Origin of the sequence: Shewanella basaltis, from assembly GCF_023283885.1 — a bacterium.
Lineage (GTDB): Bacteria > Pseudomonadota > Gammaproteobacteria > Enterobacterales > Shewanellaceae > Shewanella > Shewanella basaltis.
In genome coordinates this window covers 1-26,245 of record NZ_JAKILA010000018.1, presented here as the reverse complement: position 1 = coordinate 26,245, position 26,245 = coordinate 1, and the positions used below count along the sequence as shown (strand labels likewise).

Annotated in this window: 24 protein-coding genes and 2 tRNA genes; 3 read left to right on the top strand and 23 right to left on the bottom strand. The window is 42.3% G+C overall.

Annotated elements, in window-relative coordinates; genetic code table 11:
* The first annotated feature begins 85 nt into the window (after positions 1-85).
* The 3 genes from L2703_RS13135 to L2703_RS13125 are packed head-to-tail and all read left to right on the top strand — an operon-like array spanning position 86 to position 2,419.
* The gene (locus tag L2703_RS13135; RefSeq protein ID WP_248971544.1) at positions 86-433 is read left to right on the top strand and encodes a PepSY domain-containing protein; all 348 of its coding nucleotides are present in this window, start codon (positions 86-88) and stop codon (positions 431-433) included.
* Positions 414-1,088, top strand: coding sequence for a response regulator transcription factor (locus tag L2703_RS13130; protein ID WP_248971543.1), 675 nt, complete (start codon positions 414-416; stop codon positions 1,086-1,088). Before L2703_RS13135 ends, L2703_RS13130 begins: the two co-directional genes overlap by 20 nt.
* Positions 1,085-2,419, top strand: a complete 1,335-nt coding sequence (locus L2703_RS13125) for a sensor histidine kinase (protein ID WP_248971542.1) — start codon at positions 1,085-1,087, stop codon at positions 2,417-2,419. The genes L2703_RS13130 and L2703_RS13125 overlap by 4 nt, the downstream gene beginning before the upstream one ends.
* Before the next feature lie 56 nt (positions 2,420-2,475).
* On the opposite strand, the gene L2703_RS13120 is transcribed toward L2703_RS13125, so the two are convergent.
* The 23 genes from L2703_RS13120 to L2703_RS13010 all read right to left on the bottom strand — a co-directional run bounded on the left by L2703_RS13120 (position 2,476) and on the right by L2703_RS13010 (position 26,116).
* A complete protein-coding gene (locus L2703_RS13120) occupies positions 2,476-3,276 on the bottom strand; it encodes a DUF1338 domain-containing protein (RefSeq protein ID WP_248971541.1) in 801 nt (266 codons plus the stop codon).
* 74 nt (positions 3,277-3,350) lie between these two features.
* Positions 3,351-4,811: a succinylglutamate-semialdehyde dehydrogenase gene (gene astD / locus L2703_RS13115; RefSeq protein WP_248971540.1), complete on the bottom strand. Its 1,461-nt coding sequence runs from the start codon at positions 4,809-4,811 to the stop codon at positions 3,351-3,353.
* A gap of 9 nt (positions 4,812-4,820) precedes the next feature.
* On the bottom strand, positions 4,821-5,840 hold the full coding sequence (gene astA, locus L2703_RS13110) for an arginine N-succinyltransferase (RefSeq protein ID WP_248971539.1): 1,020 nt from the start codon (positions 5,838-5,840) through the stop codon (positions 4,821-4,823).
* A gap of 119 nt (positions 5,841-5,959) precedes the next feature.
* Positions 5,960-7,177: an aspartate aminotransferase family protein gene (locus L2703_RS13105; RefSeq protein ID WP_248971538.1), complete on the bottom strand. Its 1,218-nt coding sequence runs from the start codon at positions 7,175-7,177 to the stop codon at positions 5,960-5,962.
* A gap of 336 nt (positions 7,178-7,513) precedes the next feature.
* Positions 7,514-8,656 carry an HDOD domain-containing protein gene (locus L2703_RS13100; protein WP_248971537.1) on the bottom strand — a complete coding sequence of 381 codons (1,143 nt, stop codon included), beginning with the start codon at positions 8,654-8,656 and terminating at the stop codon, positions 7,514-7,516.
* 100 nt (positions 8,657-8,756) lie between these two features.
* Positions 8,757-11,246, bottom strand: a complete 2,490-nt coding sequence (locus tag L2703_RS13095; RefSeq protein ID WP_248971536.1) for a prolyl oligopeptidase family serine peptidase — start codon at positions 11,244-11,246, stop codon at positions 8,757-8,759.
* 420 nt (positions 11,247-11,666) lie between these two features.
* Positions 11,667-12,236, bottom strand: coding sequence for an anthranilate synthase component II (locus tag L2703_RS13090; protein WP_248971535.1), 570 nt, complete (start codon positions 12,234-12,236; stop codon positions 11,667-11,669).
* A gap of 75 nt (positions 12,237-12,311) precedes the next feature.
* Positions 12,312-12,782 carry a ClpXP protease specificity-enhancing factor gene (locus L2703_RS13085; RefSeq protein WP_248971534.1) on the bottom strand — a complete coding sequence of 157 codons (471 nt, stop codon included), beginning with the start codon at positions 12,780-12,782 and terminating at the stop codon, positions 12,312-12,314.
* Entirely contained in the window at positions 12,782-13,411 is a 630-nt protein-coding gene (gene sspA / locus L2703_RS13080) for a stringent starvation protein SspA (protein ID WP_248971533.1), read from the bottom strand. Before sspA ends, L2703_RS13085 begins: the two co-directional genes overlap by 1 nt.
* Positions 13,412-13,506: 95 nt before the next feature.
* Positions 13,507-14,205: a cytochrome c1 gene (locus L2703_RS13075; protein WP_248971532.1), complete on the bottom strand. Its 699-nt coding sequence runs from the start codon at positions 14,203-14,205 to the stop codon at positions 13,507-13,509.
* Complete coding sequence (locus tag L2703_RS13070; RefSeq protein WP_248971531.1) at positions 14,205-15,419, bottom strand: cytochrome b; 1,215 nt, start codon at positions 15,417-15,419, stop codon at positions 14,205-14,207. The genes L2703_RS13075 and L2703_RS13070 overlap by 1 nt, the downstream gene beginning before the upstream one ends.
* Positions 15,419-16,009, bottom strand: coding sequence for a ubiquinol-cytochrome c reductase iron-sulfur subunit (gene petA / locus L2703_RS13065; RefSeq protein WP_248971530.1), 591 nt, complete (start codon positions 16,007-16,009; stop codon positions 15,419-15,421). The genes L2703_RS13070 and petA overlap by 1 nt, the downstream gene beginning before the upstream one ends.
* A gap of 387 nt (positions 16,010-16,396) precedes the next feature.
* The gene (gene hflC / locus L2703_RS13060; protein ID WP_248971529.1) at positions 16,397-17,275 is read right to left on the bottom strand and encodes a protease modulator HflC; all 879 of its coding nucleotides are present in this window, start codon (positions 17,273-17,275) and stop codon (positions 16,397-16,399) included.
* Positions 17,276-17,277: 2 nt separating this feature from the next.
* Positions 17,278-18,438, bottom strand: coding sequence for an FtsH protease activity modulator HflK (gene hflK / locus L2703_RS13055; protein WP_248971528.1), 1,161 nt, complete (start codon positions 18,436-18,438; stop codon positions 17,278-17,280).
* A 33-nt stretch (positions 18,439-18,471) separates the two neighbouring features.
* The gene (gene hflX, locus L2703_RS13050; RefSeq protein ID WP_248971527.1) at positions 18,472-19,779 is read right to left on the bottom strand and encodes a ribosome rescue GTPase HflX; all 1,308 of its coding nucleotides are present in this window, start codon (positions 19,777-19,779) and stop codon (positions 18,472-18,474) included.
* Between the two features lie 19 nt (positions 19,780-19,798).
* A complete protein-coding gene (gene hfq, locus L2703_RS13045) occupies positions 19,799-20,056 on the bottom strand; it encodes an RNA chaperone Hfq (protein WP_248971526.1) in 258 nt (85 codons plus the stop codon).
* 85 nt (positions 20,057-20,141) lie between these two features.
* Positions 20,142-21,068 (bottom strand): tRNA (adenosine(37)-N6)-dimethylallyltransferase MiaA, encoded by a 927-nt coding sequence (miaA, locus tag L2703_RS13040; RefSeq protein ID WP_248971525.1) that lies wholly within the window; start codon positions 21,066-21,068, stop codon positions 20,142-20,144.
* Between the two features lies 1 nt (position 21,069).
* The gene (mutL, locus tag L2703_RS13035; protein ID WP_248971524.1) at positions 21,070-22,929 is read right to left on the bottom strand and encodes a DNA mismatch repair endonuclease MutL; all 1,860 of its coding nucleotides are present in this window, start codon (positions 22,927-22,929) and stop codon (positions 21,070-21,072) included.
* Between the two features lies 1 nt (position 22,930).
* A complete protein-coding gene (locus tag L2703_RS13030) occupies positions 22,931-24,271 on the bottom strand; it encodes an N-acetylmuramoyl-L-alanine amidase (RefSeq protein ID WP_428848659.1) in 1,341 nt (446 codons plus the stop codon).
* Between the two features lie 2 nt (positions 24,272-24,273).
* Positions 24,274-24,732, bottom strand: coding sequence for a tRNA (adenosine(37)-N6)-threonylcarbamoyltransferase complex ATPase subunit type 1 TsaE (gene tsaE / locus L2703_RS13025; protein WP_248971523.1), 459 nt, complete (start codon positions 24,730-24,732; stop codon positions 24,274-24,276).
* Positions 24,733-24,905: 173 nt separating this feature from the next.
* A complete protein-coding gene (locus L2703_RS13020) occupies positions 24,906-25,361 on the bottom strand; it encodes a hypothetical protein (RefSeq protein WP_248971522.1) in 456 nt (151 codons plus the stop codon).
* A gap of 504 nt (positions 25,362-25,865) precedes the next feature.
* Positions 25,866-25,957 (bottom strand) — tRNA-OTHER (locus L2703_RS13015).
* A gap of 83 nt (positions 25,958-26,040) precedes the next feature.
* Positions 26,041-26,116 (bottom strand) — tRNA-Gly (locus L2703_RS13010).
* Positions 26,117-26,245 lie beyond the last annotated feature (129 nt).

Below are 26,245 nucleotides of genomic sequence, written 5' to 3'. Positions count from 1 at the left end.
GTTACCCTGTTCAGCTTGATTTAAGCCAAGATAATTAAAGTGGTGTTCATACTCTGAACGCCACTTTTTTTATTTGGGAGCGAACATGAATAGCTTGTTCATCACCACTATTAGCTTAATGGCACTGTCCATTAATCAGCAAGATATTCCTGTTAACGAGTTCCCACTCGATCATGATAACGTTCAAAAATTAGTAACCTCTGGTAATATACGCCCATTAGATGATTATTTAACGTGGGTGTCACAGTATTGTGATGGTCAGCTTGTTGATGCTCAGCTTTATCAATATGAAGATAAATGGCGCTACGATTTACAATTTAAACTTGCACAAGGCCATGTTATTAACCTGCAATTAGATGCAGTCAATGGCATGAAATATCCATTGTCACAATTACCGAGCGAATGTACTAAACATGAAACTGTTACTCGTTGAAGACAACCCATTACTGGTTGCTGAGCTTGAAAAACAACTTAAGCAGGCTGGTTACATTACCGACATTACCGATAAAGCGGTAGAAGCCGATTATCTAATGAAAGAAACCGAATACGATTGTGTGATTTTAGACATTGGCCTGCCCGATGGAAATGGGTTATCACTTGTCACTCAGTGGCGTGAGCGAGGAGTCAATACTCCAGTGATTATGCTCACAGCCCGCAGCCAATGGCACGAAAAAGTAGAAGGTTTCAATGCGGGTGCCGACGACTATTTAGGTAAACCTTTTCATGCACAAGAGTTATTAGCCCGTATTCAGGCGCTCATTCATCGAGCTCATGGACGCGCAAATTCATCTTCTAAACAACTGTCCTATGGCGGCGTTCATTTAGATGAGAACGAACAAAAAGTCACTGTAGGTGAACAAGAGTTTGAGTTAACATCGATGGAGTTTAGGCTGCTAAAAATCTTTTTAATGTCACCTAAAAAGCTCCTGTCAAAGTCGCAATTAACAGATAAGCTGTACCAATTTGACGACGAAAAAGAAAGTAATGTCGTAGAAGTATACGTGACCCATTTACGCAAAAAACTCGGTAAAACCTCAATAGAGACCCGCCGTGGACAAGGTTATATCTTCCACGGTTTAGCCCAATGATGTCGATACGATTTAAGCTCAGTTTATGGTTAAGCGCGCTTATTATTATTGCAACGTTAATCGGTTTATTTCTGTTTGAGTCGATGTTGCGAGATGCTTTTCACGACTCAATCATTAATCGTTTAGAAGAAGATTTAGAACACATTATCATTGCCACTCGCCTAGATGATGGTGAACTGGTTATCGACCAAAATCAATTATCTAGTTTTTATCGCCCTGCTTACTCGGGGCGATACTTTCAACTTAATTTACCCAACCAAACTATCCGCTCACGCTCGCTGTGGGATGCCGAATTAGACATTGTTAATTTAGCGTCCCAACAAAAGAGAGTATGGCAGGCTAAAGGCCCAAAAAATAATGATATGCAATTACTGTCTATTGGCATTGGTGCCCCTAATAGCAATAACACTGCAACCCTCACAGTAGCGCAAGATTTAAGTATTGGCCGTAGAGTGTTTAGTGAGGTTTTTGGCACCAAACTAGCAATTAATATCGGCATGTTATTGGCCATGATCGCGGGGATTTTCATCATTCTTCGACAATCATTTAAGCCGGTAAATCAAATTCAAGATGCGCTCGCAAAACTTCGCGAAGGCGATATTGCATCGCTAGAAATATCTCAAATTCCGGCAGAAATTAGACCCCTTGCGGAAACCTATAACCAATTATTAGATTACACCGCTAAGCAAATAGAACGCAGTCGCAATAATTTAGGTAATTTGAGTCACGGCTTAAAGACACCGCTTGCCGTGATGCAGCAACAAGTTGAAGCGCTGGGTTTATCTCACCCTAATGAAGCGCAGGCAATGCAGCAACAATTAGATTTAGTACACAAAATGATAGAGCGAAAACTGGCTGCGGCCAGGATCACAGGCAATATGTTACCTGCTGCTCAATTGGCGGTTCCAAAAGATTTTGACAGTTTAATTAATACCTTACATAAAGTGCATCGTAATCAAACCATACATTGCATGGTGGTTAATCCAAACCAGATAAGCAGGATCCCCATTCATCGAGAGGATGGCATGGAATTATTTGGCAACCTACTCGACAATGCGTTTAAATGGGCCAATAGCCAAGTCAACGTGTGCATAGAGCAAATGCAAAATGGTGACATATTGGTACAAATTAAAGATGATGGTAGCGGTGTAGAGCAAGATAAATTGGCACTCTTAACCGCAAGAGGCACTCGCTTAGATGAAGCCACCATGGGGCATGGTTTAGGGTTGTCTATTGTCAAAGAAATTTGTGACCAATATGGTTTTACTTTGCAATTTAGGCGCAGCCAATCCTTGCAAGGCTTAAACGTGACGGTACTGATACCACAATAAAATCAATGCGCATAAAAAAGACCTAAGTTCAATTAGGTCTTTTATCACAGACAACGCTACATCATCACGTTGGTACTTTCGAATATTTTATCTGCTGAGGCGGCAACAAAACCCGTATACAGTTTGCCGTTATCCATAGGGTAACGACGAGCAAACTCGTAAAAACAACTGGGTATTTCTGCATCGCCATCGGTAAAGTTAACCACCACTTTATCGGCCATAGTAGATGATTGCTCTAACAACACTTCAGGGGTACCTTTAATTTCACCGCCAGAGGCATTAAGAACAAAACCGGCATCTTTAAGTGCCTGATTAACATCTTCAATGCGCTCAAACTGCGGTAAGTCGTTAATCGACACCGTAAAGTGATTAGCACGGTAACCTAAAGCTGCAACCCATGCAGCATATTCACTTTCAGCCAATAGCGCTTTGTAGGTCGCCTTGTCTAAGTCCCAGTGACGGCCAGAATAAATAAAGTTATCCGCCGTTGTCGCGGCGACATCAACTTGCTCAATTAAACCGTGAATGGTTTTTTGCAATTCTGGACTGAACTCCTCAACCAACAACTCAGAAATGAACACTTTAGGTTGCGTTGGATCTGGGTGCTCAAAGTGTTTAGCTACCAGTTTTTTCTGTTCAAACTTGTAATCGCCGCAGTCAACATAGCCAATCGAGGTAAAGTGTTTAGCTAATACGTTAAGATTAACTTTAGCTATATTGAACGTACGCAGCGCAATATGATCATTAATGATTGCCGAGCCCTGGCCAAGCAGTTGATGAATTTTCGCCGCTGAAGGAGTCATCTTTATATAATCTTGCCATAACTGGGCAAACAAGGTATTTACATCTGTATGCATGGTTAAATCCTTATCAATGTGGCTGGCAATATGGCTTATGTATTACCAGCACGGACATGCGAAGGGCTTATCAACTAAATTGATAAACCAGGGCTTAAGGTTGCGGGTAAACTGACAGAATCAGCTTCCATCGAAGCAACAGGGTAAGCACAATAGTCAGCGGCATAAAATGCACTGGCACGGTGGTTGCCTGATGCGCCTACGCCACCAAATGGGGCGGCACCTGAAGCACCTGTAATTTGCTTGTTCCAGTTTACAATACCGGCACGAATACGGGCTAAAAAGTAGTCGTAATCTTCACGACTGTCAGCAAGCAATCCTGCGGATAATCCGTAGCGTGTTGCATTGGCTAAATGAATAGCTTGGTCAAAGTCGCTGTAGCGCACTAATTGCAATAAAGGACCAAAATATTCTTCATCTGGTAATTCAGCAACGTGAGTCACGTCAATTAAACCAGGAGTCACAATCCCTTTGCCAGCTTCAACTTGTGTTAGTTCGATTAACGATACACCACCTAACGATTGTAATGTTGCTTGTGCTGCAACCATACCACGAGCGGCCGTTTCAGAAATCATCGAGCCCATAAATGGTTGTGGCTGTGCATTCCAAGGGCCCACTTTAATTTGCTTAATGGCTTTTACAAGCTCAGCAACTAAAGCATCACCTTGTGCACCTTCCTCTATGTACAAACGACGGGCACAGGTGCAACGCTGGCCAGACGAAATATACGCAGATTGAATAATGTCATGTACGGCTGCCTTGGTGTCGGTAACACCTTTAACGATAAGCGGGTTATTGCCGCCCATTTCTAACGCTAAAATTTTGCCAGGGTGACCAGCATATTGCTGATGTAAAAGGTGCCCAGTGCGTGAGCTTCCGGTAAAGAACAACCCATCAATTTGCGGGTGCGACGCCAGTGCTTTACCGGTTTCAACTTCACCTTGTACTAAATTGACAACACCTTTAGGCAAACCGGCTTTGTCCCAACATGTCAGCATTAACTCAGCCACTTTGGGTGTCAGCTCTGACGGTTTGAACACCACGGTATTACCAGCCAATAATGCCGGCACAATGTGACCATTAGGCAAATGCCCCGGAAAGTTATACGGACCAAATACCGCCACCACACCATGTGGCTTATGACGAAGTACCGCACGCCCTGCAGGCAGGTCATTGGTTTCTGTCCCTGTGCGCTTGTCATGCGCTTTGGCAGACAGCGCAATTTTACCAATCATTGCGCCCACTTCAGTGGCCGTTTCCCACTGTGGCTTACCGGTTTCTTGGGCGATGGTTTCTGCGATCTCGTCTTTATTTGCTTCTAGTTGTGCACGATACGCTTCGACAATAGCCAAACGGGCTTCATAGCCCAACATAAACCAATCAAACTGCGCTGCGCGTGCAGCATCCACCGCGGCATTAACTTGGCTAGGTGTGGCCGTTTTACCCTGCCAGATAACCTCACCATTTGCTGGGTTAATTGAGTTAACGTCATGACCTTCGCCAGCTAACCACTGACCTTGAATATATTGTGTCATTTCTTTCTCCTACATTGCGAGAACACGAATTTGCTCGCCTTCACCAACCAGCAAACCGGCGGCAATTTCAGGGCTCAGCACGACATTATCGTGTTCGTCAGAGACCAACAATTTGGCTGCCGATGCACGATAATCAGCAAGCGAAGTGTTGGAAATAATAAAATGATGATCGGCATGCGGCATACGGCCAATCGAAACCGTTAGTAAACGGCTTTTTTTAACCGAGCGAATGTCGCTTAAAGCACACTCAACCGTTGGACCACCATCAAAAATATCGACGTAATTGCGAAACTTAAATCCTTCAGCCTGCAATAAACGCAGTGCTGGTTTGGTATTTTTATGTACTTCACCAATCACTTTTTGCGCTTTTTTAGGCAGCATGCAGACATACACGGGATTGCGCGGCATCATTTCGGCCATGAAGGCTTTTTTGCCTAATCCAGATAAATAATCTGCCTCTACAAAATCGATACCTAAAAAGTGATGTTGTAACCATTCATAAAATGGCGAATCACCATGCTCATCACTGACGCCGCGCATTTCAGCAATAACCGTTTCACCAAATCGATGAGGGTGCTGCGCCAACAATAAAAAACGTGAACGAGACAACATGCGGCCATTGTGACCTTTTCGATAAGCTTCTTTTAAAAACAGGGTGCACACTTCAGCAGCGCCAGTGTAGTCATGGCATAGAGTGAGGGTTTCAACTTCATTTCGAACAGCAATTTGTGAAGAATGGTAAACTTCAGTACCTAAACGGTAATGATAAAACGCATCTTGCATGCCGACGGCAGCTTCAACACCACAAGTACCAACAACTTCATTGGTTTTGGTGTCTTCAAGCACCATTAAGTAGCCTTCGTCAAAAGGCTTATCAATTTGCTTAGTAAAAGATGCTTCTGCCCTAGCTATCTTTGAACGCAGTAACTCTTCGTTTACTGGTAAAGATGTGAAACCGTGACCTGACTCAACTGCGATACTGTAAAGTGCATCGTAATCACTTGCACGGATAGGACGTATGATTAACATCTTAATCTCCTCATTGCGCCACTAGCTTGCTGCGCTGGTAGTTTTCATACCAACGCAACAAACCATTATGGCGAATCCAAACAACAAGAGCGCTAATATCGCTAGCGCTCAGTTGCTCATTAACCTGCGACTACCTTTGCTACTGCGCGTTCAAAACGTGCTAAGCCTTCAGCAATATCAGCTTCTGGGATCACCAATGACGGAGCAAAACGCACTACGTTTGCACCTGCAATTAAGCTCATTAAACCTTCGTCAACCGATGCCACTAAAAAATCACGGCTACGGCCTTCGTATTTTTCGTTTAATACCGCACCAAGCAATAAGCCTTTACCACGCACTTCACTAAAGACATTGTATTTAGCATTAATTGCCATTAAACCATCGCGGAATAACTGCTCACGGTGTTTAACACCATCTAATACTGCTTTGGTGTTAACTACATCCATAACAGCATTGCCAATAGCACAAGCCAATGGGTTACCGCCATAAGTAGAACCATGTGTGCCAACCTTTAGGTGAGCCGCAATTTTAGCCGTGGTTAGCATTGCCGCAATAGGGAAACCGCCACCTAATGCTTTAGCACTGGTTAAAATGTCTGGCACTATGTCTGTTCCCATGTAAGCAAATAGCTCACCTGTACGGCCAACCCCGGTTTGCACTTCATCAAAAATAACTAACGCATCGTGCTTGTCGGCTAAACGACGCACTGCTTTTAAAAATTCTGGGTCACCATTAATAATCCCACCTTCGCCTTGTAGCGGCTCAAGCATGATGGCGCAGGTTTTGTCTGAAATTACCGCTTCTAATGCTGCAATATCATTAAATGGAACATGGGTGATACTTTGTGGTTTAGGACCAAAACCGTCTGAGTATGCCGCTTGTCCACCAACGGTTACAGTAAAGAAAGTACGACCGTGGAAGGCTTTATCAAAAGCGATAATTTGGTCTTTGTCTGCACCATGGTTATCTAATGCATAACGACGGGCTAATTTAAGTGCCGCTTCGTTTGCTTCTGCACCAGAGTTAGCAAAATAAACACGTTCAGCAAATGTTGAGTTAACCAATTTAGTCGCTAACTCAAGCGCCGGCTCGTTGGTCATGACGTTTGATAAGTGCCATAGCTTTTCGCCTTGCTCTTTTAACGCAGACACTAACGCTGGGTGACAATGGCCTAAACAATTCACTGCTATGCCACCTGCAAAATCGATGAACTCTTTACCTTCTTGATCCCATACTCGGCTACCTTCGCCACGGACAGGAATAACGGCTGCAGGCGCATAATTAGGCACCATAACTTCATCAAATTGGGCACGGGTTAGATTCATTTCTAGACTCATTGCATTTTATCCTTCAGGTTAAAAGCAGCTTTAAAGCCGCTATTTCCGCTGTTTGCTTTATATTCTGTAAGTGCATCGGCGGAAGCTTGTGTTATTTATGGGACATTATTAGCGAAAATGTGATCAAAATACCAGTTCTGTACAATTAACTTCTGCAGGCATTCAGTCTATTCTGCATAAAGATTGAAAAATATGACTAAACAAAGCGTTTATCTGGGGGATAACAAGCATAAATAGTCACAAAAAAAGTTATTTGGGCTGATTTTGTGTAGCTATTCATCAAAAGTGAATAACTACACAAATTTAACATTCAGCCATATAGACGATTGACTCCGCTTACAGTAAATCAAGCTTACGAAAATTTTGCGCTTTGAGACGTAATAATTCTTGGGCCGAAAACTCGTAATAATCGAACATGATCCGTTTTTCTTGCGGGTCAATTAGCTGTTGCTCTTCTAATAATAGCACTTTGGCATAACAACTTGCTTTGGCGACGATTGCGGCATCGGGTGATAACTCTGAAAAGTGATAATCATGGTCAAGCTCTTTTAAAACACGAGTGATTGCAGAGTCTTCAAATTTTAATAGATTAAGTAATTTCCAATTCAAGGTATGCCCATGTTGCATGACTTGCTCAAATATCGACTCTGCAGGAAAATCAGTCGCCATAATCGCATCATACACTTGTTTATCGCGGCTCTGACTGGCTTCTCGTAACCAGGTGCCCCATGTTTTATCAAAAGTCCGTCCGCTTTGGCTTAAGATCATCGATGTCGCAAATTGATACATTAATGAGCAAGTATAGGTCAGGCTGGGGTCTTTGTGATGCAGCGCAGCAAGGGCTTGTGCAGCAATGGCACTCATGATGCTATAACGCCATAATTTACGGGTTATCCACAGTAAATTAGCATTGCCAGACGGTAACCAGTTGCGCAAACAAAAATAGGGTATTAATAACCGAAGGTTTTCTAAGCCAATGTAATTTAATGCTAATTTTATATCGGTAACTTGTACATCTGAATTTTTAGGCCGTCTATGGCGCGATGAGGGGCTATTAATTAAGTTAATCAAATCACGGCAAAGCCAGCTATTATCTTCAATAATGGGCCGTAAGCGATTTAAATTAAGATCGGCACTTAATAAAAGATCTAATAATAAAATTTGGCTTTCAGTGATACCACAAGAATCAATAATTGACTGAGGAATGGCCAATTGGTGCTCAATAGCATTATTTACAGTCAGGGTCAGATGGTTAGCAACGTTAAGATAAATATGTCGCTCTTGTACTTGTTTTTCAATGCGTAACTTCAACGCTTTACGTTCAATATCAAGCTTAGTAGCACTTTCTTCTATCTCAGTATTAAAAGCATCGAGCATAGAGCTGACAGGTTGTTTACCTACAATAATCTGATTGTAGAGACGACGCTCTATTTCGATAACTTTTCCAGGTCTTACACCACCTGCGATTGAAATTGCCACTCAACATTACCCTTGATAAATATTTAGGTTAATCATAAAAATTAAGGCTCTCCAAAGAAAGCCTTAATCCGATTTTATTTACACTGTTTGCGCATAGTCGTTATTTGAGTTCTTGTTCAAATAATTTATAAATCCGGCGGTATTCATCTAACCAGCTAGAAGGTTGAACAAAACCGTGAGGTTCTACCGGATAAATCGCCGTTTCAAACATCGGCTTCTCAAGTTCAATTAACCGTTGCACCATGCGCACACTGTCTTGAAAAAACACGTTGTCATCTAACACGCCACTCATAATCAACAACGGCTTTTGTAAACCTTGAGCGTGTTCTATCGGGGAGCTACGCTCATAAGCAATAGGGTCGACATCTGGCGTGTTGAGGATATTGGCTGTATAAGGTGCATTATAATGAGCCCAATCGGTTACTGGACGTAATGCAGCGCCTGCCTGAAAAAGCGCTGGCTCATTAAACAATGCCATAAACGTTAAAAAGCCACCGTAAGAACCACCATAAGTGCCGACTCGTTGAGGATCAACATTCGCATTTGCGGCTAACCATGCCACACCGTCTTTTAAGTCCTCTACTTCTGGGTGCCCCATATTACGATAAACAGCCGTGCGCCAGTCACGACCATAACCTTTGGAGCCACGATAATCCATGTCCATCACCACATAACCTTGTTGTGTTAACAAGTTATGGAACATAAATTCACGGAAGTAACCAGAAAATCCATAATGGGCATTTTGTAAATAACCCGCACCATGGTTAAACAACACTGCGGGATATTTCTCAGCTTGCTTAGCATCATAACCTTGCGGTAAATACACTCTAGCATAAACCTGGCCTGCGCCATGATTTGAGGGCACGGCGACGACTTGCGGCGCTTGCCAAGGGTATTGCTTAAAATCGTTGCTTGTGTAATCAGTCAGCTGCTTTATTTCACCGCCAATGGCCTGAACATAAAGCTCATCAGGGTGAGTCGCTGCCGATGCGGTTAACAATAACGCCTTGCCATTAGGGCTTAAACTGTAATCTAACGTGCCAAACCATTGGGTTAATTGCTCATTTTTGCCTGTCGCAACTTCGACTCGATAAACATTGTAACTGCCAGGATGATCTTTGTTTGCACGGTAATATAAATACTGCCCATCAGGAGATAAGGTTACGTTATCAACAACAAATTTTCCGCTGGTCAGTGCGCTAACTTTACCTGCTAACGTTTTTGTATATAGGTGTGAAAAACCCGACTCTTCTGATAAATAGTAAAATGAGTCTGTCTGTGGTATCCAACCAAACTGATTGTAATTGTAATTAACCCACGCATCGTCATGTAAGCGATGCTCTGTGATCAGTTTGCCTTTTTGCAAATCGACACGTGCAATCCAACGATCTTTGTTATCAACAGCTTCAAGCATCAGCATCAACTGCTGTCCGGTTTCACTCCACTGCATCGCACTTTGGCTCCACTCCCAGTCTTGCATCAACTGGATCAAGCGTGGTGCTTTGACACTTTGATAGCTTTTTCCTTGAGCTTTGGCATTTTCGGCTTTAACACTGGCCAGCACATCTTCATCAAAGCCGGTCAATCCCTCGATAGTAATGTCTTTTTTAGTGTGTTCAACTAGGTCAAGCAACACTAACCGCTGACCAGGAAACGCATCTTCTGCTACACGGGCTCGTGCTGGCACAGCATCGACATAACCCTCTTTACCCAAATAATTAGGCATGATGTCGTGCTCTGCTCGCCAACTGTAATTTTTGTCGGTCAGAGCAAGTATGACATAGCGACCATCTGGCGACAGGCTCATTTCAGAAATGACCTCAGCCTCGCCTAAATACCATGGCGGTGAAGAAAAGGTCGGATCTTGTTTAGCTAACGATTGGCTATAATCTGCACGGGTTTTATCATTACGATGTTGCAGAGCCACATAGCCGATTAATCGGTGTTGTTGCTTAGCAATATAGCTGTCTGGATCTTGAATACCTGTAGGCTCATTGGCCATTTGAATAGCCGCAATTTGTTCAACCATGCCATCGGCTTGATGTATACGAAAAATGTTGTTGCCTTGCCAGTAAGCCAGATCACCGTTATTCAAAAAACGTACGCCATCAATGGCATCATTTTGGCGAGTAATTTGACTAACATCCCCACTTTGCAAGTTTTTAACAAAAACATTGCCTTGATAAATATATGCCTTTTGGGATTTAGCTGAATTAAGAACACCAATACGTTGATCAGCTAAATGTAACTGAGAAAGTGCAAGTTGATTGGCGCTAGTGGCCGTAATACTTTGCTGATAATAATCGCGCACAGCAGACTGGTGAGCTTGACGACTAAAATACACAGACAGACTGTCATCACTCCAATAAGCACCTTGGGCCAAAATCCCCATCCAATCTGGATTTGCCATAATTTGCTTGAGCGTAAGGGCTTGATCAACTTGAGGCGGCGTCGCTAACGCTACGCTTGCCTGTGTTTGTGTAGGTACCTGAGGAGTGGTCACTGCGCTAGAGTCAGCGATGGCAGCACAGCCTCCCATCATGGTTACTGAAACTGCACTAATGGCAAAATGTCGCAAAAAGCTGTTCATGTTCATCCTTTTTATTATTTTAAACGCCAGTTGAGGCACATTATACTAATAGATCAGCCATCGCAGAACGCCGAAGTTGTAACATAAAATACCACTATGATATGAATAACCTAAAACAACAAACTAGGGCCTGTTGATCTTTGCTGGTTGAATGTTGTTCGAGTTAAAAACGTTTTAATCGAGGCGAATGGATTGTAGCCTAGTCACCTAAGCAACTCTTTATTTGTAAAGCATCGTTCAACAAAGAGTAAAACGTTTTTAGCCGAACCCTGTGGGCAGCGTTTGTTGGTCATTTTTACTGCGTTATCGACTTTTTATGTAGAATAACTACACCTCAAAGTCTCTGCCGCCCACTTGTATATGAGTAATGGCCAACAATTCGCTGCAAAAACAACCTTGAAAGGTCAACAGGCCCTAGGTTTATACACGCAAAAAATTAGCCAGTAATTCATGCCCTTGCTGAGTTAATATCGATTCTGGATGAAATTGAACACTGTATATACGTAAATTTGGCTGGCTCATGGCCATAATTTCACGGCCGTGTACCGGGTCGTCAAACCAGGCATCTAATTCAAAGCCGGAGGGAATATCATCGATGAGTAGAGAATGGTAACGAGTGACTTGTAAAGGTCGGGCAAGTCCAGCAAATAAGCCTTGCTGATTGTGTTCAATCAAGCTGGTTTTGCCATGCATCACCCGCTTCGCCCGGATCACATTTGCTCCAAATACTTGTGCAATGGCTTGGTGGCCTAAACACACACCAAGAATTGGAATTTTACCAGCAAAATGAGCTATTGCGGCCAATGAGATCCCCGCTTCGTTAGGGGTACAAGGGCCTGGCGATATCACTAAATGGCTTGGTGCTAATGATTCAATTTGTGCAATGGTAATGTCATCATTACGTTTGACAACTATAGCTTGATCCAGTGTCTGGAAATACTGAACAAGGTTAAAGGTAAATGAATCATAATTATCAATCATCAATAGCATTATCGATTCTCATCACTTTTTTTAGCTTAAAAAAAACCAGCCTTGCGACTGGTTTTATGTCCTAACCATAATAAATTACTTAACAACAGTTAGGTGACTTCTGCGTTTAGCTTTATCGTCTGAACCACTCGGTTTAGCCAAGTCAGGCGATGTAGAAGGCTCTTCAACTGACTTAACTGAAGATGGAACCGATGACAGTTCATCGAGCTCATCCTCAACCATGTACGCATCTTCCATATCAAAAACCGTACCTGCACCGTTTTCACGGGCATATATCGCTACGATAGAAGCCATAGGTAAAAACACATTTTGTGGTACACCACCAAAACGAGCATTAAACTCTACGGCATCGTTTGTCATATGAAGATTAACCACGGCTCCCGTTGCAATGTTTAAGACAATTTGACCGTCTTTAACAAATTGCTGCGGAACCTGGGTACCTTTAACAAAAGCGTCCACGACTACATGCGGTGTTAAATGATTATCCATTAACCATTCATAATAAGCGCGCAATAAATACGGACGATTGGGTGTTATCGGTTTCATTACATGCCCATGCGCATTTCGCGCTCAGCCTCAGTTAACGATGCCTTAAACGACTCGCGTTCAAAAATACGAGTCATATAAGCATTGATTTCTTTTGCTGTACGAGGGTCTAAGTTAATCCCTAATACCGGTAAGCGCCATAATAATGGGCCTAGGTAGCAGTCAGACAAACCAAACTCTTCACTCATAAAATATGGCATTTCAGCAAACACAGGCGCTAATGCGACTAAGCTTTCAGTCAACTCTTTACGAGCTGCATCGGCTTTTTCACCTTTGCGGATACGCTCAACTAAGGCATACCAATCTGTGTCGATTCTGTGCATCATCAAACGGCTTTGACCGCGAGACACTGGGTACACAGGCATCAATGGAGGATGAGGAAAACGCTCATCCAAATACTCCATAATAATACGAGACTCATACAACACTAACTCGCGATCAACTAAGGTCGGCACAGAGTTATATGGGTTTACTTCAAGTAACTCTTCAGGCATTTCACTTGGGTCTACCTGCAAAACATCAACAGTAACCCCTTTTTCAGCCAATACGATACGTACTTGGTGACTATATAAATCATCGGCACCAGAAAAAAGTGTCATGATAGAGCGCTTGTTGGCAGCAACAGCCATTGATACCCTCCAGAATCTAAAAAAAACAAAACAAACGAGGGGCTAAGCCCCCCGTTTACAATATGCGGATAATGTATAATAACCGTTATTGATAGCTAGTGTACATCTTTCCAGTATTCTTTCTTCAACAAATACGCAATGATGAAGAAAATAAACAAGAATCCAAGTACCCACATACCTAAAGCTTTACGCTCTAATTGTACAGGTTCGGCCGAGTACACTAAGAAACCCGTGATATCACGAACCGCTTGGTCATACTCTTCTGCCGTCATTTTGCCACCAGTGGTAACAAAAGTGCCGTCTTCTTGTTTTACTGCAATACCTTGTAGGTCTTGTAAAACGTGTGGCATACCCACTAATGGGAACACTGTGTTATTTACGCCAAATGGACGAGTCTCATCAGCATAAAAACCTTTAAGGTATGAATATACCCAGTCTTCACCACGTACACGAGCCACCAAGGTTAAATCTGGTGGCGCAGCACCAAACCATTTCGCAGCATCAGCAGTAGGGATGGCATTTTCCATCAAGTCGCCGATTTTTGCATCGTTAAGAATGTATTTGCTGCGCATATCATCAGTTGATATACCGATATCGTTAGCAACACGCTCATAACGTTGGTATTGAGTGCTATGACAACCCGAACAGTATTGTTGGAATAAACCCAAACCACGCTCTAGTGACGCTTTGTCATGTAAGTCAACGTTAGCGCTTTCTAAGTGAACATTATGACCACTCGCTGCCATCGCCAAAGATGGCAACAAAGTAACTAATGCGATTAATAACTTTTTCATTAGTGTGTCACCCTCGTTGGTACTTCTTTTGTTTTCTCATTCTTACTGTAAACCCATAGGGCTACGAAGAAAGCAAAATAAGTGAAAGTGAAAATACGTGCCGCAATAGTTAGCTCAGGAGTAGCTGGAACCACACCTAAATAACCTAGAATAATAAACGACACTGTAAACTGTGCGATGTTAATTTTATGGATAGTGCTGCGATAGCGAATTGACTTCACTTTACAACGGTCAAGCCATGGCAGAATAAATAACACTGCAATAGACAGACCCATACCAATAACACCAACTAGCTTATCTGGAATCGCACGTAAAATGGCATAGAAAGGTGTAAAGTACCAAACTGGCGCAATATGCTCAGGTGTCTTCATTGGGTTAGCCGCTTCAAAGTTTGGCTTTTCAAGGAAGTATCCACCGCCTTCAGGCATGAAGAACAACACATAACAGAACACGATTAAGAAGCCCGCTACACCCATGATGTCTTTTACGGTGTAATATGGGTGGAATGGAATGCCATCAACAGGCCATCCGTTCTCATCTTTGTTCTTTTTAATTTCAATACCATCAGGGTTATTTGAACCCACTTCATGCAGTGCAATTAAGTGTAAAAACACTAGTACAACCAACACAAGAGGTAAGGCAATAACGTGTAATGCAAAGAAACGGTTTAACGTTGCACCAGAAATAACATAGTCACCACGGATCCATAATGTAAGGTCATCACCAATAACTGGGATAGCGCCAAACAATGAGATAATTACCTGTGCACCCCAGTAAGACATTTGTCCCCAAGGTAACAGATAACCCATGAATGCTTCAGCCATTAGCACAAGGAAAATCAACATACCAAACAGCCATAATAGCTCTCTTGGTTTTTGATAAGAACCGTAGATTAAGCCACGGAACATGTGCAAATAAATAACAAAGAAAAACGCCGATGCTCCCGTAGAGTGCATATAGCGCAGTAACCATCCGTACTCTACATCACGCATGATGTATTCAACTGAAGCAAACGCACCTTCAGCTGTTGGTACGTAATTCATGGTTAACCAAATACCAGTAAGTAATTGGTTAACTAACACTAAAAGCGCTAAAGAACCAAAGAAATACCAAAAGTTGAAGTTTTTTGGTGTCGCATACTGTCCCACGTGACGGTTATAAGTCGCCGTCATTGGGATACGCGCATCAATCCAATCAATAATGTTCTTAACCATTACGCCGCTCCTGTGTCTTCACCGATAAGCACGGTAGCGTCATTGACATATTTGTGTGGCGGGATCACAAGGTTCAATGGTGCAGGAACACCTTGAAACACTCGGCCAGCCATGTCGAATTTAGAACCGTGACATGGACAGAAGAAACCAGATGTTACACCTTCAACCTGCTCACCAAATGAATCAGGTAAATAAGTTGGCGAACAACCTAAGTGAGTACAGATACCGACTGCAATAAAGAATTCAGGCTTAATAGAACGTGCAGGGTTAGCTGCATATTCTGGTTGCTGCATTTCTTCTGAAGCAGGATCGCGTAATTGACTGTCTAGAGACTTAAGGTTCTCTAATACAGCTTCTGTACGACGAACGACCCAAACCGGTTTTCCGCGCCATTCGACACGAATTAACTGACCTGGTTCTACTTTACTAATATTTACTTCGACCGGCGCACCTGCAGCTTTCGCCTTGGCGCTCGGATTCCATGACTTGATGAAAGGAACCGCTACAGCGACGGCACCAGCACCACCTACTACGGCGGTTGCGGCTGTCAGGAATCTGCGACGTCCGGTATCGACTGGCGCATTGCTCATCCACTTATCTCCCAGAGGGTGTTGGAATTTTTATATTTCAATACTTTAGCGATCAAAAAAGTGAAACGCTAAAATCATAGTTTGAGGCGGTGCTCATTATAGCGAAAAATTAGAAGCAGATCATAGTGAAAACACGCATCTATGATGAGGATATTAATATTTATTTAAAAATGCTTTAAAAATCATAACCTTTAAATATGCCACTTGATGTGAATTATTCAAAATGGCTGTTTTATTTTATCATTAATCAACTGCTTATAAATAATTTTATTTAAAGTAGCCATAAATGAGCGGTCTTTATCAAAGCAATGATAAAAATTGCTGTTGAGTAAATATAAAAAAAGCTCAGTTTTCACTGAGCTTTTTCTGTCTAACACCAACGGTCGCTTACTTGCCGCTAGATGATTTCATGTATTTGAAGAAATCACCTTCAGGCTCTAATACCATCACGTCATTTTTACCCGCAAAGCTTTCTTTGTAGGCTTCTAAACTACGTAAAAAGTTATAGAACTCAACGTCTTTACTATAAGCATCAGCATAAATCTTAGCCGCTAGCGCATCACCTTCACCACGAATGGTTAACGCTTTACGCTCTGCTTCTGCAACCTTGACCGTCACATTGGCATCGATTGTTGCGCGAATAATCTCAGCCTGTTCTTTACCTTGCGCACGGTGCTCTTTTGCTACCGCTTGGCGTTCTGCACGCATACGTTGGTAAATACTGTTACTCACGTTAGCAGGTAAATTGATTTGTTTAACCCGCACATCAACCACTTCAATACCTAGATTTTCAGCACTTTCTGAGGCATTTTGTAATGCGTCGGTTTGTAACTCATCACGTTTACCAGACACAATCTCTTTAATCGTACGACGACCAAATTCTGTGCGTAAATCGTTATTGATTTTGGCTTGTAACAAGCTTTCAGCATTGGCCTTAATACCGCCATTAGTTGAAAGATAGTACTTTTCAAAATCACGAATTCGCCACTTCACATAAGAATCAACCATAAGGTCTTTCTTTTCAGAAGTCACAAAACGGTCGGCTGCGCCGTCAAGCGTTTGAATACGGGCATCTAAATAACGCACCTTATCAACAACCGGTAGTTTAAAATGTAATCCTGGTGCAAACACTTTAGTGACATTTTCTTCTTTAAGGACTTTACCAAAACGAGACACAATGGCTCTTTCGCCCTCGTTAACAACCATTAAAGATGAAAAACCAATCCCTAAAACAACAACCAAGATGATCAGAGCAAATCTACCCATGATTAGTTCCTCCCTTGGCGAAGGCGTTCTTCGCGGCTGAGACGTCCGTCTGACGACATACTCGTTACAGGTGTGCTTACGCTGTTATTTGATACAGAGTTAACATGACGCTCAACTTCTGGTTCAGATTCTTGGCGTGTACTTTTAGACGATTCCATTAACTTGTCTAAAGGTAAATACATCAAGTTACCATTGTTTTTGGCATCAATTAACACCTTGTTAGTATCAGACATCACTGATTGCATGGCGTCTAAATATAAACGATTACGTGTTACATCAGGTGCTGCTTTATACTCTGGTAGTAGCTTTTCAAAACGAGCCACTTTACCTTGAGCTTCCAACACTTCACGCTCTTTGTATGCATTAGCTTGCTGCGCCATACGTTCAACTTGACCACGAGCTTTTGGTTCAATTTCACGGGCATAAGCTTCAGCTTCGCGAATAAAACGCTGTTCATCTTCCTGTGCAGAAATGGCGTCATCAAACGCATCTTTGACTTCTTCAGGTGGACGAGCCGGCAAAAAGTTGACATCACGGATTTGTAAACCTAATTTATAAGGTTCAATAATACGTTCTAACTCTTTCCAAGTGTCGCGACGAATAGCATCACGGCCTGTGGTTAAGATATCGTCCATGCGGTTATGACCAATCACATATCGCAGTGCACTGTCTGTCGCTTCACGTAAACTTTCATTCGCTTCAACAGCACTGAACAAGTAAGAGTAAGCGTCAGAAACACTGTACTGAACAACTAATTCAACTTTTACTACGTTTTCGTCAGACGTTAACATACTGCCAGAAGCAGGAATTGAACGGAATGTTTCAACGTCTACGGTATACACTTCATCAATAAAGGTCGCTTTCCAGTGTAAACCTGAACTCACTTCACCAATGTGTTGACCAAAACGAAGTAATACACCACGCTCAGCTTCTTTAACTGTATATAAACCCGACAACCCCCAAATAATTAATGCGATAACCGCTACCACAATTAAAATTGATGAGTTGAATGGCTGGCCAGATGCGGAATTACCGCCTTTGCCACCAAAACGTTTTGATAAGTTACGAAACACTTCGTCGAGATCTGGTGGTCCTTTATCGTTACCACCTTTATTTCCCCAAGGGTCTTTATTTCCCTTGTTACCGGGCTCATTCCAAGCCATTTAGCACTCCATAATTGGATGAAATAAATGAGATTAACAAGTGACGTCTACTTCTGAAGGTTCAAAAATAAATGCCTCTAATTCCCCCTGACTCTGTTTAGCTAACCGGCGCCAATCGGCATCCGATAAACGAACAGATAAAATACAGTTCCCCAGATCGTCATAATCTTTGTGCTGTATTGCATCCAGTCGATAAAACTGGCCAAGATAATGCCCTGCAGATGCAGGAATTTTCAATGTAAGCTCGCGAATAACCTCACCGATTAACTCGGTGATGGCTTTCAACAGCAAATCAAATCCAATGCGTTTTTGCGCAGAAACCCATACTCGCTCAGGTTTTCCGTCTTCTGCGTAATCAATACGAGGCGCAAAATCTTCAAGTAAATCAATTTTATTGCATACCACTAATTGTGTGATTTGATCTGCTTCAATCTCTTCTAGCACGCTTTGTACTTGGTCGAAATTTTCAGTCATATTTTCATCTGCACAATCAACAACATGTAGCAAAATTTCTGCTTGACGAGTTTCTTGTAATGTCGCTTTAAACGCGGCAACCAAGTCATGCGGTAAATGGCGAATAAAACCTACTGTGTCGGCTAATATTACCGCCCCGTCAGGTAACGCTAACTTACGAAGCGTTGGGTCTAAGGTTGCAAACAACTGGTCGGCGGCATACACATCCGAAGATGTCAGCGAGTTAAACAACGTCGATTTTCCGGCATTGGTGTAACCCACTAATGACACTGTCGCTAAATCACTTCGCTTACGAGCACGGCGACTTTGCTCCCGCTGCTTGTCTACTTTCTCAAGACGGCGATTAATATTTTTAATCCGGCCACGCAATAAACGACGGTCAGTTTCGAGCTGGGTTTCTCCCGGCCCACGCATCCCGATACCACCTTTTTGCCTTTCTAAGTGAGTCCAACCACGAATTAACCGAGTTGACATGTGGCGCAATTGCGCTAGCTCCACTTGTAACTTACCTTCATGAGTTCTCGCTCGTTGTGCAAAGATATCGAGAATTAACGTGGTTCGGTCTAGTACTCGGCACTGACAAACCATTTCAAGATTACGTTCTTGAGCTGGGCTCAAGGCATGGTTAAAAATCACCACATTGGCTTGAGTAGCCGCAACCATGGCTGCCAACTCTTCAGCTTTACCCGTACCGATAAAAAACTTACGATCGGGCGAGCGTCTACTGCCGGTGATTACGCCAACAGAACGCGCTCCTGCCGACTCAACTAATAGTTGAAGCTCAAGCAAATCTTCTCGACGCTCTTCGTCAGAAAAGTCGATATGAACCAGTACCGCTGTTTCACCCGCTTCATAACGATCAAACAAAAAGTATGTTCCTTTTCAATTATTCAGCAGCGTTGTCTTCACCATGGGTTGCACCCTGATGACTAGAGACATTAAACGGGCGCGCTGGTACAACAGTAGAAATAGCGTGCTTGTAAACCATTTGGCTCACAGTATTTTTAAGTAAAATGACAAATTGATCGAATGATTCAACTTGGCCTTGTAACTTAATACCATTCACTAAATAGATAGAGACTGGTACACGCTCTCGACGCAATGCGTTCAAAAATGGGTCTTGTAAAGATTGCCCCTTAGCCATTTTCAATTTCCTTTTTTTATTTTAAAAATATGTTGAATTAAGTTTTATTGTTTAGTTTTAGTATTATACAGCAACGGCTAATAAGCTAGCGGCTTTGTCGCATAAGTGTAACTAAATTACCTTCTACACCACTTTCAAGCCACTGTAAATCAGGCCAACTTCTTAACCATGTTAATTGACGTTTAGCCAATTGCCTAGTAGCTGCAGTCGCTTTATCGACCATAGTCGCATGATCAAATTCATTATCAAGATATTGCCAACACTGCCTATACCCTACACAGCGCATTGAAGGCATATCTAAATGCAAGTCTTCACGAGCCTTTAAACGCGCAACCTCGTCGACAAAACCTTGCTCCAGCATCATAGCAAATCGTTTCGCAATTAGCTGATGTAATACCGATCTATCGTTTGGTGCAATGGCAAACTGAACAACATCATACGGCAAACCAGCCGATTTAGTTTGTGTTAATTCAGTCATTGTTTTACCGCTAATACGGTAAACCTCTAACGCCCGAGATAATCGCTGCGGATCATTGGGATGAATTCGTTGTCCCGCGACAGGATCAATGGCGCATAATTCACGGTGTAATGATTCCCATCCCTCGGTTTCTGCCTGCAATAAAATCTGTTGCCTTATGGCGTCATCAGCACTAGGCAAAGGTGATAAACCTTCTAACAATGCCTTAAAATACATCATGGTACCACCCACAAGTAACGGGGTTTTACCACGAGCAATAATATCTTCTATTGCAGTAAGTGCATCACGACGAAAATCTGCCGCCGAATAACTTTCGCTAGGATCGAGGATATCAATTAATCGGTGTGGCGCTAATGCAAGCTCTTGAGCTGTGGGTTTTGCCGTTCCAACATCCATTCCACGATAAATTAACGCTGAATCAACGGAAATAATTTCACAATTATGTTGTGTTGCCATATCAATGGCTAATGCCGTTTTACCTGAGGCGGTAGGCCCCATTAAAAATACCACTTTTGGCCTGTTGATAGTATCCACGTTAATTATTTTTCATCCAGGTTTGCCAAGGTAAATCAATTGCCTGGGCATAAATAGTTTGCTTTATGTTATCGTCTAAGAGGCAGAATTGTTGCCACACCTGTTGAGCTGACTCAAATTGCACTAAACTTTGCTTAGCTAACCAGTCTGAAATCGCAGTCTCATTGGGCTGCTCTAATAAAATCCATTGCAGTAATTCTGGTATCACTATCGCTAGTTGACTCTCCCTCAAATATGGGGGCACTTTTTTAATTATCAACTGCTGGTATCGAATACTTAACTCAATACCCATTTGACGTAATAATTGATCACGAGCCACGATAATTTCATGCCAGTCAGGATCCGTTGCAATCGCAATAGGCATTAGCAATGGCTGAGCCACTAAACCATTGACCAACTTTGTACTAATTTCGGCTTTTCTCACCGCTAACAGTACGGTTTGCAACGATAATAAAGATAGGCTGTCATCTTGGCAAATCACCCAATGGCTGCCAGAGAGTAATGGCGGCATGGCCTTTTGCAAACTGAGTTCATTGATGTGTTTTTCATCATGCCTTGAATGTGTTTGTAATAATTGACCATAATTTGCTATCGCTGTTTTAGTCATACCTGCCGAGGTACTTACAGGAGGCTTTTTATCATAACTTGGCTTAATTGCAGCTGAAGAACCACCATAGGATGGATTATTTTTACCCGGTACATGCATTGAGCCGTATTGGCTTGTGCTATTTATGGCTCTATTTGCAGCAACTGAAGACGATGCATTTGCCTGAGTTGCAATAGCCACATCGACGGTTTCTGTTGGCGTTGCATCATTAACGGAGCGTGCTACACAATCCTTTGTAGCTTGCTCAGTAAGAGCTAAATCTGGCATTTGCAGTAAAGCGGACTGTATCGCTTGTAAAATAAAATCATGGACATAGCGAGACTGATGAAAGCGCACTTCATGTTTTGCTGGGTGCACATTCACATCTACTTGGTGAGGATCAAGTGTTAACATCAACACATAACCAGGCTGATGCTCAACACCCTGCTCAGCAAATGCCTGTTTAACCGCATGGTTAACTAATCTGTCTCGGACTAATCGGCCATTGACATAAAAGAAACTGGTGTCTGAAATCACTGTATCTTGTGGCGATTGTAAATAACCACGAAGCGACAAACCATCGTGTTCACATGCAATACTTAATGCTTGCTCAGCAAATGCCCGGCCGCAAATTTGGGCCAAACGTTGCTGGCTTTGAATATCGGTATTTGCAGGACGGTATTGACGCACCAATTTACTATTGTGCGTTAATGTAAAGTAAATATCACTGCGCGCTATTGCTATCCGTTTTAACCATTCATCAATATGAGTAAATTCAGTTTTATCACTTTTAAGAAATCGACGCCGCGCTGGGGTATTAAAAAATAAATCAACAACCTCAATGGTAGAACCTTGTGGATGCGCTGCTGGGGTCAGTTTTACATCCATTTGTGAACCTTCAGCAAACGCTTGCCAGGCTTCTGATTGCTCGGCCGTTTTAGAGGTTAGTGTTAAGCGAGACACAGAACTAATACTGGCTAACGCTTCACCTCTAAAACCAAAGCTTAAAATAGCTTCTAAATCATCGAGAGTGTGAACTTTAGAGGTGGCATGACGTGACAATGCAAGGGCGAGCTCTTCTTTAGCTATGCCTTCACCGTTATCACGAATGCGAATAAGCTTACTACCGCCCTTATCGATATCAATATCAATACGAGTAGCCCCTGCATCTAGACTGTTTTCGACCAGCTCTTTTACCACAGACGCAGGGCGTTCAACCACTTCGCCGGCAGCTATTTGGTTAGCTAATTGTGGAGGAAGTAGTTGAATTGCCATTCTAAGCCCTTGGAATGACTAATGTTTGGCCAATACGAACCACATCAGACTTTAAATTATTAGCTTGCTTCAAGCTGCTCACTGAAACGCTGTAACGCTGGGCTATAATCGATAAAGACTCCCCACGTTTTACACTGTGACGAGTCGTTGAAGAGCTTGTTTTATTTGCCATTAAAGTATCAGCAGGTGGGTTGTTTTGAAAATAACGAACAACCCCTTTGTAAATTGCATTAGCAAGCTTTTCTTGATGATTACCATTTGCCAACAAACGCTCTTCACCCGGATTAGAAATAAACCCTGTCTCAACCAAAATGGACGGAATATCAGGTGACTTGAGTACCGCAAAACTCGCAGACTCTGGTTTTCTTTTATGCAAATGTGTAATTGAGTCTAAATCGCGTAAAATATCACCCGCAACCGAATGGCTAATAGCCATAGAACTGTTCATCGACATATCGAGTAACGTCATGGCGAGGTATTGCTCACTATCGGTATTTTGAATAATTTCCCCTGCGCCGCCTAATAACTCAGAATGTTTCTCTTTTTGTTCTAACCAACGACCAATTTCACTGTTCGCTCGGCGCATAGATAACACCCACACAGATGCTCCACGAGGTTGCGGCGAGGTAAATGCATCAGCATGAATCGAAATCAATAAGTCAGCTTTACTATTACGAGCCAGTTCAGAGCGTTTGTTTAAATTAACAAAGTAATCACCGCTACGGGTCATGACTGAGCGCATCCCTGGTGTGGAGTCAATTTTACGCGCTAAACGTTTAGCAATTTCAAGAACAACACGTTTTTCATGCATCCCCGATGGACCGATAGAACCAGGATCTTCTCCGCCATGACCGGCATCAATTGCAACAATAATGTTGCGAGAAGACTGATTGGCCGAACGACCAACAATTTGCTGCACTGGCGATGAACTTCCTGCTGCGTCCTCTAAATCGACAACGAGACGGTTACCATAAGGTGCTGTGGGAGGTAATGTAAATAGGTTTGATTTAACAGGCTTGGTTAAGTCCATCACTAAACGAAGCATGCCTTTTTGGGGTGGTGTACTAAAGCGGATTTTTTTAATAATACTGCTGTTGTTAGCAATGTTATTTAAATTAATTTTTGAACCTGCATCTTGAATATCCACCACTAAACGATGAGGGCCCGTTAAACTGAAACTGTCATATTTTGGCGCTTGAGTTAAGTCAAACACCACTCGTGTTGATTCTGGTGCTGCCCAAATGCGCACGCTGTCTAGTTGGTTTGCTGCCCAACTGACATTAGGCAAAAAAAACAACAGCATGCTTACTGCAGCGGTAAAAAGTATATGTTTTAAAGTCATTATTATTTTATTTTACTTAAAATTGCCTGCCCTGCAGGAGATAAAGCTTGTATTTCAACCTCTCGTTGAGATTCTTTATAGCGCAAATGCAAATGGATGTCAGCCTTAGGTAGCAGGCCATGGCCATTATCAGGCCATTCAACAAGACACACACTTCTATGAGTAAAGTAATCACGGATCCCCATAAACTCTAATTCTTCAGGGTCGCTTAGACGATACAAATCAAAATGGAATACATCCATTTCGCTAAACTCGTAAGGCTCTACTAAGGTGTAGGTTGGACTTTTTACTGCGCCTTGGTGACCTAAAGATTGAATAATCCCTCTACTAAACGTTGTTTTACCTGCGCCTAGGTCGCCTGTAAGGTAAAGTGTTAAGGGCGGGACAATCCACTGCGCAATTTGTTGTCCAAGTGCAACTGTAGCTTGTTCATTTTCAAGGGTTTTAAGCAGCGATGTCATGTAGAAAATCAACTTCCGTACAAAAGAGTTACAAGAATGCTAAATATACCAGAAGTTATGTGTTAACTCCCACAGTTATGGCGGTTATTTTTTGTTAATAAAAAAAACCAGCTACTGGGGATAGCTGGCAAATTCGCACTTTAGGAAGTTATGTTAAAATATCAATGGGTCAGTTAGATGTCATCCATACGAATGGTGCTATGAACAAGACGTTTTTGCTGCGTTTGCGCCACACGAACCAGATCCATTAATGCACTCCTAATTTCATCTGTTGGGCTACTAATCGCTGTTTTCTCTAGTAATGCAATCAAACGATTCTCTAGGTCAAGATGCAGCTCAAGCACTTGATCTTCATGCATATTAGCCGGTAATGAAGTTTCAGCACAACGCTTACTAAAATCCTCAAATGTAATGTCTTTATACCAAGTGTTTAATATTCTTGCTGGCGCATCTTCAATGTAACTTTCTAGGGTTTCGTATATATGTCTTTGATGTTGTTGAAAATAAGTTAACATCATTTTAACGCGAGAAGAGTCAGCATTACGATCTAAGCGCTTATACAGTTTTTCCATATCAAGATGACATTTAGCGACATAATCTAGTAACTCGCTCAATTGTTGAATACGCATAGCTCTTACCTCGTCTAAAGCACTACGGCTTGAAAATTTATCTTGGGTTGATTATTAAAGATCTCGAGCGCAAATTACTTGAGCAATGTCATGTTTTTCATTCTCCAAAAGCTTCTAATTTAGATATTCATGAAGAAGTGAGTGATAGATCACGCGTTTGGCTAAATAAACGGTCTTTTATGGTGTAAACAGGAACAAAGCATAAAAGCAGATACTTATATACCAGCGTATAAATAAGTAATAACAATCCTTATTAGAATGTGATCTATTTTAGATTGCGTCACTAGCCCTGTGCGAAAAGCGGATTTGGAGCGGCCGTTATTGGATAAAAAGTGGTTCGAATCTATGGCGCGGTTATCTGTTTTTGGCTTGGTAAAAAAGATGGAGAGCGTTATAACTCACTCAACTGAGCTGATGCCGTAAATCAAAAATCAATACAGATTTAGCGCCTAGAGTGTCGCTAGGAATTGTTAACAAGGAGAGCTTGAAAAGAGAATATTGATTTGGAGCGACATATCGGGTTCGAACCGATGACCTATACCTTGGAAAAAGATGGGTATCGACTCTTATAATTAACTCAACTGAGATAATGCCGCAAATCAAAAATCAATACAGATTTAGCGCCTAGAGTTTCGCTAGGAATTGTTAACAAGGAGAGCTTGAAAAGAGAATATTGATTTGGAGCGACATATCGGGTTCGAACCGATGACCTATACCTTGGCAAGGTATCGCTCTACCAACTGAGCTAATGTCGCAAATCAAAAAGTATTTGTAATTTGGAGCGAACTTTCTTTTAAACAAAAAGAGGTTCGAACCGATGACGCTGTTATCTCGTTTAGCTTGGCAAGGTATCGCTCTGCTAACTGATTCTATCTGGCATCATC

Excerpts from the sequence above, each read along its gene's own strand:
- L2703_RS13135 (WP_248971544.1), top strand. The coding sequence starts at position 86 with ATGAATAGCTTGTTCATCACCACTATTAGCTTAATGGCACTGTCCATT.
- L2703_RS13130 (WP_248971543.1), top strand. The coding sequence starts at position 414 with ATGAAACTGTTACTCGTTGAAGACAACCCATTACTGGTTGCTGAGCTT.
- L2703_RS13125 (WP_248971542.1), top strand. The coding sequence starts at position 1,085 with ATGATGTCGATACGATTTAAGCTCAGTTTATGGTTAAGCGCGCTTATT.
- L2703_RS13120 (WP_248971541.1), bottom strand. The coding sequence starts at position 3,276 with ATGCATACAGATGTAAATACCTTGTTTGCCCAGTTATGGCAAGATTAT.
- astD (WP_248971540.1), bottom strand. The coding sequence starts at position 4,811 with ATGACACAATATATTCAAGGTCAGTGGTTAGCTGGCGAAGGTCATGAC.
- astA (WP_248971539.1), bottom strand. The coding sequence starts at position 5,840 with ATGTTAATCATACGTCCTATCCGTGCAAGTGATTACGATGCACTTTAC.
- L2703_RS13105 (WP_248971538.1), bottom strand. The coding sequence starts at position 7,177 with ATGAGTCTAGAAATGAATCTAACCCGTGCCCAATTTGATGAAGTTATG.
- L2703_RS13095 (WP_248971536.1), bottom strand. The coding sequence starts at position 11,246 with ATGAACAGCTTTTTGCGACATTTTGCCATTAGTGCAGTTTCAGTAACC.
- L2703_RS13090 (WP_248971535.1), bottom strand. The coding sequence starts at position 12,236 with ATGCTATTGATGATTGATAATTATGATTCATTTACCTTTAACCTTGTT.
- L2703_RS13085 (WP_248971534.1), bottom strand. The coding sequence starts at position 12,782 with ATGAAACCGATAACACCCAATCGTCCGTATTTATTGCGCGCTTATTAT.
- sspA (WP_248971533.1), bottom strand. The coding sequence starts at position 13,411 with ATGGCTGTTGCTGCCAACAAGCGCTCTATCATGACACTTTTTTCTGGT.
- L2703_RS13075 (WP_248971532.1), bottom strand. The coding sequence starts at position 14,205 with ATGAAAAAGTTATTAATCGCATTAGTTACTTTGTTGCCATCTTTGGCG.
- L2703_RS13070 (WP_248971531.1), bottom strand. The coding sequence starts at position 15,419 with ATGGTTAAGAACATTATTGATTGGATTGATGCGCGTATCCCAATGACG.
- petA (WP_248971530.1), bottom strand. The coding sequence starts at position 16,009 with ATGAGCAATGCGCCAGTCGATACCGGACGTCGCAGATTCCTGACAGCC.
- hflC (WP_248971529.1), bottom strand. The coding sequence starts at position 17,275 with ATGGGTAGATTTGCTCTGATCATCTTGGTTGTTGTTTTAGGGATTGGT.
- hflK (WP_248971528.1), bottom strand. The coding sequence starts at position 18,438 with ATGGCTTGGAATGAGCCCGGTAACAAGGGAAATAAAGACCCTTGGGGA.
- hfq (WP_248971526.1), bottom strand. The coding sequence starts at position 20,056 with ATGGCTAAGGGGCAATCTTTACAAGACCCATTTTTGAACGCATTGCGT.
- mutL (WP_248971524.1), bottom strand. The coding sequence starts at position 22,929 with ATGGCAATTCAACTACTTCCTCCACAATTAGCTAACCAAATAGCTGCC.
- L2703_RS13030 (WP_428848659.1), bottom strand. The coding sequence starts at position 24,271 with ATGACTTTAAAACATATACTTTTTACCGCTGCAGTAAGCATGCTGTTG.
- tsaE (WP_248971523.1), bottom strand. The coding sequence starts at position 24,732 with ATGACATCGCTGCTTAAAACCCTTGAAAATGAACAAGCTACAGTTGCA.
- L2703_RS13020 (WP_248971522.1), bottom strand. The coding sequence starts at position 25,361 with ATGCGTATTCAACAATTGAGCGAGTTACTAGATTATGTCGCTAAATGT.